The organism is Bacillus sp. T33-2, assembly GCF_002860205.1.
Classification (GTDB): Bacteria; Bacillota; Bacilli; order Bacillales; family Cytobacillaceae; genus T33-2.
Genome location: NZ_PGVB01000010.1, coordinates 229049 through 244085, shown reverse-complemented (window position 1 = coordinate 244085; position 15037 = coordinate 229049). Strand labels below are relative to the sequence as shown.

Here is a 15037-nt window from a genome sequence, read left to right as displayed (position 1 = left end):
CATGTCCGCTCTATCTGAATTCCATCTTTTATCGGTACTTGCGCAGGAAATGAATATGCGAAAAGCCGCTGAACGATTATTCGTCTCGCAGCCTGCCTTGTCCCAACGGTTGCAGAACATCGAGAAAGAATGGGGTTCCAAACTCTTTATCAGGTCCCAGAAAGGGTTGTCGCTCACTCCGGCAGGTGAGCTTGTCATTCAATTCGTAAATGATGTGATTGTCAGGGAAGACAAAGTCAGGGAATCCATCAATGCACTAGAATCCGAGGTTCACGGGACACTTAAAATAGCTGTCGCTTCAATCGTCGGACAAAATTGGCTGCCCCAGGTTTTGAAAAAATTTGTGAACAGATATCCACAGGCGAAAATTTCGCTTATCACCGGCTGGAGCAGCGAAATTCTTAAAACACTGTATGATGACCAGGTCCATATCGGGATCATTCGGGGCACACCTGACTGGAAAGGTGTTAAAATCCATCTCTTTAAAGACAGCCTTTACCTTGTGGACACCGAAATCACCCGTGTCGAACAGGTGCTCGATACCGACAGGCCATTTATCCAATTTAAGAGCGATTCAAACTACTATCAGGAAATCCAGGATTGGTGGCTGCGCCAGTTTCAGACCGCTCCAAAGAGGACGGTCATTGTCGACCAGATAGAAACATGCAAACAAATGACATTTAACGGGATCGGATATGCCATTTTGCCGGCCATTACTTTAAACGGTGCTGAAAAAAATATCTTTAAAATACCTCTATTGGACCAGCAAAATCAGCCAATCAAAAGAGATACGTGGCTTCTTGGCTATGAATCAGCGTTCCAGCTTAAACAGGTACAGGCGTTTATTGATATTATTAAAGAGCATATAGAAGAAACCGAGGTACAATAATCACCATTTTTCTTGTTTTACATTCTTTTGTTTGATAAAGTAATTCCTAGCCAAATACATATCAGGAGGATTTTAAAATGAAAATGATGGATGCTAATGAAATTATTTCGTTTATCCAAAATAGCAAAAAGGCAACACCTGTAAAGGTTTATCTAAAAGGAAACCTTGAGGGGATTGATTTTGGAGCCGGCACTAAGACTTTCTTAACCGGGAATACTGGTGTCATTTTCGGCGAATGGTCTGAAATCAACCCTGTTCTTGAAGCACACCAGTCAGAAATTGACGAGTATGTAGTTGAGGATGACCGCAGGAATTCTGCCATTCCTTTATTAAACACAAAAAACATAAAAGCCCGTATTGAGCCAGGTGCCATTATCCGTGACCAGGTCGAAATTGGTGATAACGCAGTGATCATGATGGGTGCCGTAATCAATATTGGTTCCGTTATTGGCGAAGGAACAATGATTGACATGAATGCTGTGCTTGGCGGCCGCGCAACAGTGGGGAAAAACTGCCACATAGGGGCGGGTGCTGTCCTTGCCGGGGTGATCGAGCCGCCGTCTGCCAAGCCTGTAGTAGTAGAAGACGACGTTGTCATCGGGGCGAACGTAGTGGTTCTCGAAGGCGTCACCGTTGGCAAAGGCGCTGTAGTCGCCGCCGGGGCGGTCGTCGTCGATGATGTTCCTCCCAACACCGTTGTGGCAGGAACTCCTGCGCGTGTCATTAAGGAAATTGATGAAAAGACGAAGTCAAAGACTGAAATTAAACAGGAACTTCGTCAGCTTTAAAACGGGAGCGTGGATGGTACATCCACGCTTTCTTACTATATATCCCAAAAGTTTTCACGACGTGAATCGAAAGGGTGACTTTCTTTGCTGCAGCTTTCAGAATTTGTGAGGATCAGGCGTGATCTGCATAAAATCCCGGAACTTGGGTTTCAGGAATTTAAGACACAGGCTTATTTGCTTGATTATCTCAACACCCTCGACCAGGCACGAATCGAAATTCAGACCTGGGAAACAGGGATTTTTGTCAGAATTAAAGGCCTTCATCCAGAAAAAACAATCGCGTACCGCACAGATATCGACGGCCTCCCGATTACGGAAGAAACCGGCCTCAGCTATCAATCGCTTCACCCGGGGATGATGCATGCATGCGGCCATGACGTCCACATGAGTATTGCACTGGGTCTGATCACTTACTTTGTTGAAAATCCTGTAAATGATAATCTGTTATTCATTTTTCAGCCGGCGGAAGAAGGGCCGGGCGGAGCAGAACCGATGCTGAAAACGGAGATCATGAAGCTGTGGAAGCCTGATATGGTCATTGCCTTGCATATTGCGCCTGAATACCCTGCAGGAACGGTCGCAACTAAGCCGGGCCTTTTGTTTGCCAATACTTCCGAGCTGTTCATTGATTTGACAGGAAAAGGCGGACACGCTGCCTATCCGCATAACACCAATGATATGGTTGTGGCAGCCTGCAGCCTCGTAACACAGCTTCAATCCATCGTATCAAGGAATGTTGATCCGTTGGACAGTGCCGTTGTGACAATCGGCAAGATTACTGGGGGAACAGTCCAAAATATTATTGCTGAGACCGCGAGACTCGAAGGTACCATCAGGACGTTATCGCCTGAGTCGATGAAAAAGATTAAAGAACGGATTCTAGCCCTTATCAGAGGTATTGAAGTTGGCTATCAATGCAAGGCCGAAGTTGATTTCGGCTCTATGTACCATCAGGTGTACAATGATGAAGCACTGACAAATGAGTTTATTGATTTTACAAAATCATCAAGCGGGATCCAGTTCGTTAAAAGCCGGGAAGCAATGACCGGGGAAGACTTCGGTTACATGCTGAAGGAAATTCCCGGCTTTATGTTCTGGCTGGGGGCAGGCTCGGAATTCGGGCTTCATCACTCAAAGCTGAATCCTGATGAAAAAGCCATCGAAACAGCGATTACTTTGCTCAGTAATTACATTGAATATAAAATCAACTGATTACATTGTGAAGCAATTGGCTTATCAGCACATTCTACACAGCTTCAGCCATTGACTGGACTGCAAAAAGATGGCGGCACTCCCGGCTGCAAATGAAAGAAACCCGCTTTGGAGTTGATCCAAAGCGGGTTTCTTTATTTCTTTTTACACTTCCATAATGATCGGAAGGATCATTGGCCGTCTCTTAGTTTTTTCATAAAGGAATGGGGACAGGGTATCAGAGATTTCATTTTTGATTTCTGACCATTGTGTTGTCCTGCGTTCCATCACCTTGCTTAAATGTTTTGTAATCAGGTTCTGGGCATCGTTGATCAAGTCACCGGATTCCCTCATATAAACGAATCCGCGGGAGATGATATCAGGCCCGGCAGCAATTTTAAAGTCTTTCATATTGATGCTTACGACGACCACGACAAGCCCTTCTTCTGACAGGATTCTCCGGTCGCGCAGGACGATATTCCCGATATCGCCGATACCGCTGCCATCAATATAAACGTTGCCGGATGGAATTTTGCCTGCTACCTGAGCTTCGTTCTCACTCAGGGCCAGCACCTCGCCGTTATCCATTATGAAGCAGTTTTCCTCAGGAACACCGCAATCAACAGCAAGCTTGGAGTGCATAAGCTGCATCCGGTACTCACCGTGGATCGGCATGAAAAACTTCGGCTTGATTAGGCGGAGCATTAGTTTCTGCTCTTCCTGGCTGCCGTGCCCGGACGTATGGATATCGCTTAATTTTCCATGTATTACGTCGGCTCCGGCCCTGAAAAGCATGTTGATCGTCCTGTTGACGCTGATTGTGTTTCCAGGAATCGGAGAAGATGAAAATACAACGGTATCACCGGGGATGATTTGGATCTGGCGGTGCGTCCCATTTGCGATCCTTGACAGGGCCGCCATTGGCTCGCCCTGGCTGCCTGTACATAAGATGGTTACCTGGTTTGCAGGCAGGCGGTTAATTTGCTGTGCATCTATGAATGTATCTTTTGGCGCACGAATGTAACCAAGGTCACGGCCAATGTCTATTGCCGCTTCCATGCTCCGTCCAAATACGGCAATTTTTCTTCCATTTGCAACAGCTGCTTCGGTCACCTGTTGAAGCCGGTGGATATTCGATGCGAATGTAGCAAATATGACGCGCCCGTCCACTTTCCGAAAAATATCATGGATGCTGTCGCCAACCCGGCGTTCGGACATTGTAAAATTTGGAACCTCGCTGTTTGTGCTGTCGGATAACAGGCATAAGACACCTTCTTTGCCGATTTCTGCCATTTTTGTCAGATTGGCAGGCTCTCCTACAGGTGTGAAGTCAAATTTGAAGTCACCGGTGTGGACGATCTGGCCGGGAGGTGTCTTGACAACGATCCCGTAAGAATCAGGGATGCTGTGTGTCGTCCGGAAGAATGTAACGGATGTTTTTCTGAATTTGATTACATCGTCTTCCTCAATCTCATGCAACTTTGTCTGGCGAAGAAGTCCATGCTCCTCCAGTTTGTTCCGGATTAAACCGAGGGCCAGCTTGCCTCCATAAATTGGTATGTTGATTTGCTTGAGAAGGTAAGGTATGCCGCCAATATGGTCTTCATGGCCATGCGTGACGAACAGTCCCTTGATCTTTTCTTCATTTTTCACGAGGTAAGAGTAATCAGGAATCACATAATCAATGCCTAGAAGCTCATCTTCAGGAAACTTGATCCCTGCATCAATTAAAATGATCTCATCCTGAAACTGGACCGCGTATGTGTTCTTGCCTATTTCCCCCAGCCCTCCAAGGGCAAATACAGCTGTCTGGTCATTTTTTACAAATTTCATAAATTATCCTATCTCCAATACTTGAAAGTCTTCTTTTTGCTTTTCATATTCAAAATATTTACCCTCTACAGATTGAATATACTCAATATTATAAGGCCGGTTTGACAGCTTTGTCCGGACTGCCCTTTCAGAATCCGCTTTAACGTACATCGTTTTTGTTTTTTCACGTACAGGGGCCTGCTTGATGGATTCCTGGTAATAAACTTTAAAAATCATGAATTTCTCTCCTTAATCGAAAAATAACTTTTTCTATTATATAAAAATTTAACATTTTTTTCATTGTTTTTATAAAAACTCTACAAGTGCCAAAACCTGGAAAAGGATTTGGGGAGATATTGTCTGCTGTGTTCCAATTTACAATAAGGAAGGAGCCCTTCGCAAGTTTGAAGGGCTCATCAATTACGCAATGGATTTTTTTCGAAGCAAATCATTCCACTGTTTTAAAAGCTTTTTCCTTAGCTTCTTTAACATAGTGGATCATCTCCTTACTTCTTATTTTAAACATTCCTTGTCCAAAGTAAAGTAATCAAGGGAATTTTATACAGCAAAAATTTTTCTGGCTCTCTTTTTTAATTATATTATATGATTAATTAGGTGAATTTTTCGTGGTTAAACATGGAAGTGCTAAATTTGTTAAGAATTTGGTGTTTCACTTGAGCTTCATTGGATACAGGGGAGCCCAGAAATTGTTGTAGAATAGGGGGATAAGCTTGGGCAAATTGTACACGGCGTTGATCATGCTGAGCTTGATATGGGGAACATCATTTTTGTTTATTAAGGTTTTGCTTGACTCGCTCGGACCTTCTGCTGTTGTGTTCGGGAGATGCCTATTCGGGATGATTTTTCTTGGTGCGGTAATGCTATACAGAAAAGAGAAGCTTGTGCCGGAAAGAAAATACACCGGGAAGATATTTGCTGTCGGATTTATGAATAATGCTCTTCCATGGCTGTTGATTTCGCTCGGTGAAACTAAAATCTCCTCCAGCCTTGCATCAATCATAAATGCCACCACGCCCATATGGACGCTTATAATCGGGTTTTTATTTTTTTCTTCAATCCTGAAAAAGAACCATTGGATTGGCATCGGGTTAGGGTTCATTGGAATCATTATATTGTCTGATATCCGGCCGGGCGAGTTTTTGACAGGGAACACTGCCGGAGTATTACTGATGCTTGGGGCAGCACTCTGTTACGGGGCCGGTACACAGCTGACGAAAAAGCATTTAACTGACCTGCCGGTAACGCATATTTCCTTTTATACGTTAACAGCGGCGGCTGCAGTGAGCTTTATGATCATGGTGCTGCTTGAACCACAATCCTTGCTGAAGCTTGTGAGGCTCGAAACGATAATTCCTCTTCTAGGGCTGGGTTCACTCGGATCCGGTGCCGCTTATTTATTGTTTTACTACCTTGTTAAAGAGGGAAGCCCGGAATTCGCCTCGCTCGTTACATATTTGGTCCCTGTCTCTGCCATTGTTTGGGGAGCCATGCTCCTCGAAGAAAGCATCCACATGTCGATGTTGGCCGGTCTCGCCGTAATATTTCTTGGTGTGTATATTTCAACTGCGATGGAGAGAGGGAAAAAGAAGACCAAAATGGCCGCCTGATCTTCTCAGAAAAGGAGTTACTATGAAAAAAATTGTATTCTTTGATATTGATGGAACTTTGCTTGACCATGATAAACTGCTTCCGGCTTCAACAAAAGAAGGCATTCGGCAGCTGAAAGAAGAAGGGATTTTTGTCGCGATTGCGACGGGAAGGGCTCCATTTATGTTTGAAAGCCTGCGCCAGGAGCTTGATATCGATTCTTTTGTAAGCTTCAACGGACAATTTGTGGTTTTTGAGAATGAAGTAATATACAGGAATCCACTGGAGCAGCAGGAAATCGAGAGACTTTTGCAGCATGCTGAAACGAATGGCCATCCCCTTGTGTTCATGAATGATAGGACGATGAAAGCAAGCGTCCAACATCATGAACACATTGAACAGAGTTTGGGCACACTGAAATTCCCCCATCCGGAAGAGGACAGGCATTTTTATATAAACCGGGAAATTTATCAGGCGCTCCTCTTTTGCGGGGAGGACGAGGAGCATGAGTATGTTTCAGGATATGATAAGTTCAGGCTGATCAGATGGCACCCTCATTCAACGGATATATTGCCCGCAGGTGGTTCCAAGGCAGAAGGGATCAAAAAAATGATGAGCAGACTTGGTTTTAAGCTGGAGGATGCATATGCTTTCGGAGATGGGCTGAATGATATCGAAATGCTGCAGACAGTCGGTACGGGGATTGCAATGGGAAATGCGGTTCACGAAGTAAAAAGCCATGCGGACCTGGTCACGAAGGATGTCAGCAGTGGGGGCATCATGCACGGCCTTAAAGAAATCGGATTGATTTAAAAAAACAGCCGGGAGCCAAAAGGGCATCCGGCTGTTTCATTTCTCGGTCACCGTTCAATGGGTATGGCATTTTGGACGGGTTTAAATGGATCATCTTGATCGATATGGTCATAAAACATGATGCCGTTCAAATGGTCAATTTCATGCTGGAACACGATTGCCGGCAGCCCTTTTAAACGCAGCTTCACTTCGTTCCCTTCAATATCAGTTCCTTTTACGGTGACGCGTGCGTATCTTGGCACGTAACCGGGATACGCCTCATCGACTGAGAGGCATCCTTCGCCTGATGTCAAATAAGCCCGTTCCACTGAATGGCTGGCAATTTTGGGATTAAAGATTGCGTGGCTATGCAGGGTGCCCTTTTCATCATGAAGATGGACCGCAATCATCCGTTTCGATATATTTATTTGTGGCGCTGCCAGTCCTATACCTGGACGGAGCCCGTATTTCTGGGCTATTTCAGGATCCTGGCTGTTTATAACATACTCCAGCAGGCTTGACAGTATGTTTCGATCTTCAGCGGAAGCAGGCAATGAAACCTCTTTCGCCACTTGGCGCAATACCGGATGGCCGTCACGCACGATGTCATCCATTGTTAACATTCAGACACACTCCTGTTTTTACTTACAATTATAGTTATGTATTTTTTAGTCTAACAAAACCGATGCCAATTGTTAATCACTAAAAACAGTCATTAGTCTCCATCCCATCCCAATGATGGAAAGATAATTGTATATCCGCAGACACAAGGCGGTGTGAGCGAAGCCAATTGATTACTGGTGATGAAGACCGCTTTATTTTTTGCAATATACGTATTTAACCCTGTATTCAGCACAGCTCCGCCCCTTTTCGAAACAAAAGAGAAGGTGCCGTATACACCTTCCCCCGCGCATTTAAAATTTCCAGCATGCGCAGCCAACAATAATGAGGAGAATAAACAATACTACTATTAAAGCAAAGCCTTTGCCATAACCTGCCCCATAGGCCGGGTATCCATACCCGCAGCCTCCATAGTAACCATACATATAGGAAAACCTCCCCCTTTTGTACATTTGCCGCACCGTTAAAACGGGCGATTACTACAGACTATGTTGATATTTAAAATTAGGTATAGGCTGCCGCCCAGCCATATATTTTCTTCAAAAGAATATCATCCACGAAACGGCAAGCCCCCCTTCGATCGTGATGCCGGAAATGGCACCGCCTGCTATTGTCAAAAAGCGAAACTATCGATATAGTAAAATTGGTCGAATGTTAGGAGGTTTAAAATTGTCTAAATTAATGCAAAGCCGTATCTTTTTCCTGGTTCTTGCGGGAGCGCTTCTTTTGCCGGGATGTATCAACAGGCAAACTCCGGCGGAAAAAATGTTTGGTGAATTAGAAAAGGTAGTTGAGATAGAGAAAACTTTTGAAGAGCAGCAGGATCCGCTCGTCGAGCTTGAGAAGAAAGAAAAGCAGATTTACGAAGAGATTATTTCGCTAGGATTGAAAGAGTACGATAAAATTGTCTCTCTCGCTGATGAAGCTCTTGAAATCGTGGATCAAAGAAAGAAACACATGGATAAAGAACAAGAAAGCATCAAGGCTTCCGAGAAAGAATTTAAACAGGTGACTGGGATAATCGATGATATCGAGGAACCAGGTTTAAAGAAGCAGGCCAATACTTTATATAAAACGATGTCTGAACGGTACAAAATCCATGATGAATTATATGGCAGCTATACAAAGGGTCTTGAGCATGATAAACAGCTTTACGGAATGTTTAAAAATAAAGACCTTACAATGGAGCAATTAGAAACACAAATCAATAAAGTGAATGAAACGTATGAAAAAGTACTGAAAGCAAATGAGCAATTTAACGCGCAAACAGAAAAATACAACACAGAAAAGCTTGCATTTTACAAAGAAGCGGGTTTGAAAGTAAAATCCGGAAAAAATAAATAATCTTTGGAGTTAAAAAGAATCGACAGCATGGGTTGCCGGTTCTTTTTTTGCTAAAAAATGTATATTCGAAAATCGGTTAACTGGAGCCGGAACATGTTGATGCCAATCTATGATAATACAGATATAAATTTTGTAGTAATACAGTTCATGAAAGGTAAAAACAATATTACAACAGTGTTTAAACGAAAAAAACTCGAAGCTAAGTAATTGACGTATTGAAAATAAATAATGTAAACTAAATTTCGACAGAGTTGATTGTATTAATTTGGTGGCTTCTTTGACTGATACAGTATTAGGAAAGCCCTTTGGGTGAATAAAGTGGTTTTTATGTGCCCAGATGTGGAAAACTACATAAAGGTTTGTCCAGCGCCAAACAATACAGCCTCATCATAGATTCCATGCCCATTAATTGCACATTATATGGGTTTTAGCTATGTACCCCTTAAATGAAGCCGCTGACCGGAAGCATAATAGAGGAAGCCGGCATTGTACACAGGTCAAGCAAGCGTTTTCGTTATGGGGAAGATTCCAATATTTTTGGGTAACCTAGTTTTGTATATCCAACCAAATCAATGTTTTTTTTAAAGAAAGGAAGAGGTGACGAACATGGCATCTAAAACAAAAAATGCACAGACTGATGCTGTAAAGCAGCTCGGGAATATTGAAGATCAGTTTCAAACTTTCCAGATTCTAAATGAAGAAGGAGAAGTCGTAAATGAAGCGGCAATGCCCGATCTTTCCGATGAGCAGCTTCAGGAATTAATGACACGCATGGTATATACAAGAATACTTGACCAGCGTTCTATTTCATTGAACCGCCAGGGGAGACTTGGTTTCTATGCCCCAACTGCGGGGCAGGAGGCATCCCAGCTGGCCTCTCAATTCGCGCTTGAAAAGGAAGATTTTATACTGCCAGGCTATCGTGACGTTCCACAATTAATCTGGCACGGCCTTCCGCTTTATCAGGCATTTTTATTCTCACGCGGACATTACCATGGCAACCAAATGCCTGAGGGTGTAAATGTCATTTCTCCGCAGATCATCATTGGTGCCCAGTACATCCAGGCTGCCGGTGTGGCGCTTGGAATGAAAAAACGAGGAAAAAAATCGGTCGCGATCACTTACACAGGAGATGGCGGCGCTTCTCAAGGTGACTTTTACGAAGGAATCAACTTTGCAGGTGCATTCAAGGCTCCGGCTATTTTCATCGTACAAAACAACCGTTTTGCAATATCCACACCTGTCGAAAAACAATCTGCTGCCAAAACGATTGCCCAGAAAGCAGTAGCTGCCGGAATCCCAGGGATCCAGGTCGACGGAATGGATCCTCTTGCCGTGTATGCTGCAGTTCGTGAAGCCCGCGAGCGCGCAATTAATGGAGAAGGCCCGACGCTGATCGAAACGCTGACATACCGTTATGGCCCTCATACCATGGCAGGTGACGATCCAACCCGTTATCGTACTGCTGACCTTGACAATGAATGGGAGAAGAAGGATCCATTGGTCCGTTTCCGTACATTCCTTGAAAAGAAAGGGCTTTGGAACGAAGAGAAGGAAAATGAAGTCATCGAAAGAGCAAAAGAAGACATTAAGGATGCTATTAAAAAAGCGGACGAGGCACCTAAGCAAAAAGTGACTGATTTAATGGAAATCATGTATGAAGATATGCCAAGCCACTTGAAAGAACAATATGAAATATATAAAGAGAAGGAGTCGAAGTAACCAATGGCTCAAATGACAATGATTCAAGCGATTACAGATGCGCTGCGCACCGAATTGCGCAACGACCCGAACGTCCTTGTTTTCGGGGAAGACGTTGGGGTAAACGGCGGCGTTTTCCGTGCTACTGAAGGGCTTCAAAAGGAATTTGGGGAAGACCGGGTTTTTGATACTCCATTGGCGGAATCAGGCATCGGCGGATTGGCGATCGGTCTTGCCCTGCAAGGCTACCGCCCGGCAATGGAAATTCAGTTCTTTGGTTTCGTATTCGAAGTAATGGATGCGATCAGCGGGCAAATGGCACGTATGCGTTACCGCTCAGGCGGCCGTTACACATCTCCGATTACAATCCGTTCACCATTCGGCGGCGGCGTTCACACACCAGAACTGCATGCGGACAATCTTGAAGGACTGGTTGCCCAGCAGCCTGGATTAAAGGTAGTCATACCTTCTACGCCTTATGATGCAAAAGGATTATTGATTTCCGCAATCCGTGACAATGATCCAGTTATCTTCCTTGAGCATATGAAGCTGTACCGTTCGTTCCGCCAGGAAGTGCCTGAGGAAGAATATACTATCCCGATCGGAAAAGCAGATGTGAAGCGTGAAGGAACCGATTTAACCATTGTCACTTATGGTGCCATGGTGCATGAATCGTTAAAGGCAGCAGAAGAGCTTGAAAAAGAGGGTCATTCTGTTGAAGTGATTGACCTGCGGACTGTTATGCCTATTGATATTGAAACGATTATTGCTTCTGTTGAAAAGACAGGCAGGGTGATTGTTGTCCAGGAAGCACAAAAACAAGCCGGCATGGGAGCGCAGATCGTTGCCGAAATTAGTGAGCGCGCTATTTTAAGCCTTGAAGCACCTGTATTGCGGGTTGCTGCGCCGGATACTATATTCCCGTTCTCACAAGCTGAAGCAGTCTGGCTGCCAAATTATAAAGATATAATTGAAACGGCGAAAAAAGTACTTACTTTCTAATTCCATCAAAGATTGTCCAAACATGGAAATAATTCGAGACATATAAATGGAGGTTGAAATCCAGTGGCATTTCAATTTAAATTGCCGGACATTGGTGAAGGCATTCACGAAGGTGAAATAGTCAAGTGGTTCGTCAAGCCCGGAGATAAGGTGCAGGAAGACGATGTGCTTTGTGAAGTGCAAAATGACAAAGCGGTAGTAGAAATTCCGTCCCCGGTAGCTGGAACAGTTGAAGAGGTTTTAGTCGAGGAAGGTACAGTTGCAACTGTAGGGCAGGTATTGATTACATTTGATGCACCTGGCTATGAAGATTTGAAGTTCAAAGGCGAGGAAGAAGCTCCGGCTGCAACAGCCAAAACAGAAGCACAAGTGCAGTCCACCCTGGAGGCTGGACAGGATATCAAGAAAGATGAAACGAAAGCTCCTGAAACAGCGGATGCGACTGGCGCGGGTGCAATTGCGCAGCCTGAAGTGGATCCTAACCGCAGAGTAATCGCCATGCCGTCTGTCCGTAAATACGCACGCGAAAAAGGTGTAGATATCCGCGGTGTAGCCGGAACAGGAAACAATGGACGGGTATTAAAAGAAGACATCGAAAACTTCATGAAAGGCGGGGCTCCGGCAGCCGCAGAAGTTCCAGCAGCAGAAACGCCGGCAGCTGCACCGAAGGAAGCTCCTCAAGCTGCAGCCGTTCCGCAGGGACAATACCCTGAAACACGTGAAAAGATGAGCGGAATCCGCAGAGCAATTGCGAAAGCAATGGTTAATTCCAAGCATACTGCTCCGCACGTTACGTTAATGGACGAAGTAGAAGTGACCAAGCTAGTTGCACACCGCAAAAAGTTCAAAGATGTTGCAGCAGCCAAGGGTATAAAGCTTACTTTCCTTCCATATGTGGTAAAAGCATTAACAAGCGCATTGCGTGAATTCCCTGTATTGAATACCTCATTGGATGATGAAACAAGCGAAATCATCCATAAGCACTATTTCAATATTGGAATTGCCGCTGATACAGATAAAGGCTTGTTGGTACCGGTTGTTAAGGATGCTGACCGCAAGTCCGTGTTCACGATCTCCAATGAGATCAATGAGCTTGCCGGAAAAGCGCGTGAAGGGAAATTGGCCCCGGACGAAATGAAGGGTGCTTCCTGCACGATCACAAACATTGGTTCTGCCGGAGGACAATGGTTCACTCCAGTTATTAACCATCCTGAGGTAGCCATTCTTGGAATCGGGCGCATTGCAGAAAAGCCGATTGTAAGGGACGGAGAAATTGTTGCCGCTCCAGTACTGGCATTATCTTTAAGCTTTGACCACAGGATGATCGACGGAGCTACAGCACAAAATGCATTGAATCACATTAAACGCTTGTTGAACGATCCAGAACTATTGTTAATGGAGGCGTAATAAATGGTAGTTGGAGATTTCCCAATCGAAACTGATACTCTTGTCATTGGTGCCGGTCCCGGCGGATATGTGGCAGCCATCCGCGCTGCCCAGCTTGGACAGAAAGTAACCATAGTTGAAAAAGCCAACCTTGGCGGCGTCTGCTTAAATGTAGGCTGCATCCCATCAAAGGCGCTGATCGCTGCAGGACACCGCTATGAAAATGCGTTGCATTCCGAATCAATGGGTGTGACAGCAGAAAACGTTAAATTGGATTTCTCGAAGGTCCAGGAGTTTAAATCCGGTGTCGTAAAGAAACTGGTTGGTGGTGTTGAAGGCCTTCTGAAAGGCAATAAAATCGACATCGTCCGCGGGGAAGCTTATTTTGTCGATGCGAACACACTTCGTGTCATGGATGAAAACTCAGCCCAGACTTACACGTTTAAAAACGCGATTATTGCGACTGGCTCCCGCCCGTTGGAAATCCCTGCATTCAAATTTTCCAAGCGCGTCCTCGATTCGACAGGTGCCCTTAACCTGCAGGAGCTGCCAAAGAGCATTGTCGTCATTGGCGGCGGTTATATCGGAACAGAACTTGGCGGTGCATATGCGAGCTTCGGCACGAAAGTAACCATCCTTGAAGGTGCCGATGAAATTCTTGGCGGATTCGAAAAGCAAATGTCTGCCCTTGTAAAACGCAACCTTAAGAAAAAAGGTGCAGAGGTTATCACAAAGGCGTTGGCTAAAGGCGTTGAGGAAAAAGAAGACGGCGTAATCGTAAAATACGAGGCAAAAGGCGAAGAACACAGCATTGAAGCAGATTATGTGTTCGTCATGGTCGGCCGCAAGCCAAACACCGATGAACTTGGCCTCGAGCAGGCAGGCGTTGAGCTTGGCGAGCGCGGCATCATCAAAATCGACAAGCAATGCAGGACGAATGTCAGCAATATTTATGCGATTGGTGATGTTGTAGAAGGCCCGCCGCTTGCACATAAAGCTTCATACGAAGGCAAAATTGCAGCTGAAGCAATTGCTGGCCATTCTTCTGAAATTGATTATCTGGCTATTCCTGCGGTTGTATTCTCTGATCCAGAATTGGCTTCCGTTGGATACAACGAAAAGCAGGCTAAAGACGAAGGGATTGAAGTGAAGGCTGCGAAGTTCCCATTTGCTGCTAACGGACGCGCCCTTTCACTCAATGAGAGTGACGGCTTCCTGAAGCTTGTCACACGCAAGGAAGATGGCCTTGTCATTGGTGCCCAGATCGCAGGTCCTAATGCATCAGACATGATTGCAGAACTAGGGCTCGCAATTGAAGCAGGAATGACTGCAGAAGATCTTGCAATGACCATCCATGCGCACCCGACACTCGGGGAAATTACAATGGAAGCAGCAGAAGTTGCCCTTGGCAACCCCATCCACATATTATAAAAAGAGCTGCACATTTCGGCGACAAAAAGGTCCTTTCCAATCTGGAAAGGACTTTTTTATGCTTTCATTCTGGTTCCAGCACCTGGGTAACTGGTTTGACAATCTGTTCTTTAGAAACTCTGCCGTCTACGCTTACCATGACCTCGTCATTATATATAACCATAATCGCCGGGCTTTTTTCTACATTAAAATCCTCAAAATATTTTTTCGCACCAGGTTCGCTAAATACTTTCATATTGTTGATCTCATTGGGGAATTCTTTTTTTAATTCAATAATGGCATCGTAATAGGGGGCTTCTTGCCGGTAATCGGAATCATCGGAGAAAAAAAGGATATGTTTCACATTCTTGTCAAATACGGGTTCATCCGTTTCATCAGGATGAATGCATGAAGTAGTCATTAATAGAAAAGAAGTGGCTAAAACAAAAGACAGGCCTTTCATTTCTTTGCCTCACTTTTTTCAAAATTCACG

At 44.7% G+C, this 15037-nt stretch carries 14 protein-coding genes and 1 pseudogene; 10 read left to right on the top strand and 5 right to left on the bottom strand.

Features of this window, described 5'->3' with window-relative positions:
- The first annotated feature begins 1 nt into the window (after position 1).
- From CVD19_RS08165 to CVD19_RS08155, 3 genes are all read left to right on the top strand, one after another.
- Complete coding sequence (locus CVD19_RS08165) at positions 2 to 889, top strand: LysR family transcriptional regulator (protein ID WP_101581362.1); 888 nt, start codon at positions 2 to 4, stop codon at positions 887 to 889.
- A 77-nt stretch (positions 890 to 966) separates the two neighbouring features.
- Complete coding sequence (gene dapD / locus CVD19_RS08160) at positions 967 to 1677, top strand: 2,3,4,5-tetrahydropyridine-2,6-dicarboxylate N-acetyltransferase (RefSeq protein WP_101581361.1); 711 nt, start codon at positions 967 to 969, stop codon at positions 1675 to 1677.
- A gap of 87 nt (positions 1678 to 1764) precedes the next feature.
- A complete protein-coding gene (locus CVD19_RS08155) occupies positions 1765 to 2889 on the top strand; it encodes an N-acetyldiaminopimelate deacetylase (RefSeq protein ID WP_374702877.1) in 1125 nt (374 codons plus the stop codon).
- Positions 2890 to 3033: 144 nt separating this feature from the next.
- Here the strand turns inward: CVD19_RS08155 and rnjA are convergent, their stop codons facing one another.
- Together rnjA and CVD19_RS08145 are read right to left on the bottom strand one after the other, a co-directional pair.
- Positions 3034 to 4701, bottom strand: a complete 1668-nt coding sequence (gene rnjA, locus CVD19_RS08150) for a ribonuclease J1 (protein WP_101581359.1) — start codon at positions 4699 to 4701, stop codon at positions 3034 to 3036.
- Between the two features lie 3 nt (positions 4702 to 4704).
- On the bottom strand, positions 4705 to 4917 hold the full coding sequence (locus CVD19_RS08145; protein ID WP_101581358.1) for a DNA-dependent RNA polymerase subunit epsilon: 213 nt from the start codon (positions 4915 to 4917) through the stop codon (positions 4705 to 4707).
- A gap of 494 nt (positions 4918 to 5411) precedes the next feature.
- On the opposite strand from CVD19_RS08145, the gene CVD19_RS08140 reads away from it, so the two are divergent.
- A complete protein-coding gene (locus CVD19_RS08140; RefSeq protein WP_101581357.1) occupies positions 5412 to 6308 on the top strand; it encodes a DMT family transporter in 897 nt (298 codons plus the stop codon).
- Between the two features lie 22 nt (positions 6309 to 6330).
- Complete coding sequence (locus CVD19_RS08135; protein ID WP_101581356.1) at positions 6331 to 7101, top strand: Cof-type HAD-IIB family hydrolase; 771 nt, start codon at positions 6331 to 6333, stop codon at positions 7099 to 7101.
- A gap of 47 nt (positions 7102 to 7148) precedes the next feature.
- Here CVD19_RS08135 and def read toward each other — a convergent pair whose 3' ends face one another.
- Together def and CVD19_RS08125 are read right to left on the bottom strand one after the other, a co-directional pair.
- Positions 7149 to 7703, bottom strand: a complete 555-nt coding sequence (gene def / locus CVD19_RS08130) for a peptide deformylase (protein ID WP_101581355.1) — start codon at positions 7701 to 7703, stop codon at positions 7149 to 7151.
- Between the two features lie 291 nt (positions 7704 to 7994).
- Positions 7995 to 8099: pseudogene (locus CVD19_RS08125) on the bottom strand (YjcZ family sporulation protein); the annotation flags it as partial.
- A gap of 271 nt (positions 8100 to 8370) precedes the next feature.
- Between CVD19_RS08125 and CVD19_RS08120 the strand changes: the two are divergent.
- The 5 genes from CVD19_RS08120 to lpdA all read left to right on the top strand — a co-directional run bounded on the left by CVD19_RS08120 (position 8371) and on the right by lpdA (position 14565).
- Positions 8371 to 9045: a YkyA family protein gene (locus tag CVD19_RS08120; RefSeq protein ID WP_257985056.1), complete on the top strand. Its 675-nt coding sequence runs from the start codon at positions 8371 to 8373 to the stop codon at positions 9043 to 9045.
- A gap of 606 nt (positions 9046 to 9651) precedes the next feature.
- On the top strand, positions 9652 to 10767 hold the full coding sequence (pdhA, locus tag CVD19_RS08115; RefSeq protein ID WP_101581352.1) for a pyruvate dehydrogenase (acetyl-transferring) E1 component subunit alpha: 1116 nt from the start codon (positions 9652 to 9654) through the stop codon (positions 10765 to 10767).
- A 3-nt stretch (positions 10768 to 10770) separates the two neighbouring features.
- The gene (locus tag CVD19_RS08110; RefSeq protein WP_101581351.1) at positions 10771 to 11748 is read left to right on the top strand and encodes an alpha-ketoacid dehydrogenase subunit beta; all 978 of its coding nucleotides are present in this window, start codon (positions 10771 to 10773) and stop codon (positions 11746 to 11748) included.
- A 63-nt stretch (positions 11749 to 11811) separates the two neighbouring features.
- Positions 11812 to 13155 (top strand): dihydrolipoamide acetyltransferase family protein, encoded by a 1344-nt coding sequence (locus CVD19_RS08105; protein WP_101581350.1) that lies wholly within the window; start codon positions 11812 to 11814, stop codon positions 13153 to 13155.
- 3 nt (positions 13156 to 13158) lie between these two features.
- On the top strand, positions 13159 to 14565 hold the full coding sequence (lpdA, locus tag CVD19_RS08100) for a dihydrolipoyl dehydrogenase (protein WP_101581349.1): 1407 nt from the start codon (positions 13159 to 13161) through the stop codon (positions 14563 to 14565).
- Positions 14566 to 14629: 64 nt separating this feature from the next.
- Here the strand turns inward: lpdA and CVD19_RS08095 are convergent, their stop codons facing one another.
- Positions 14630 to 15007, bottom strand: coding sequence for a small peptidoglycan-associated lipoprotein (locus tag CVD19_RS08095; protein ID WP_101581348.1), 378 nt, complete (start codon positions 15005 to 15007; stop codon positions 14630 to 14632).
- Between the last annotated feature and the right edge of the window lie 30 nt (positions 15008 to 15037).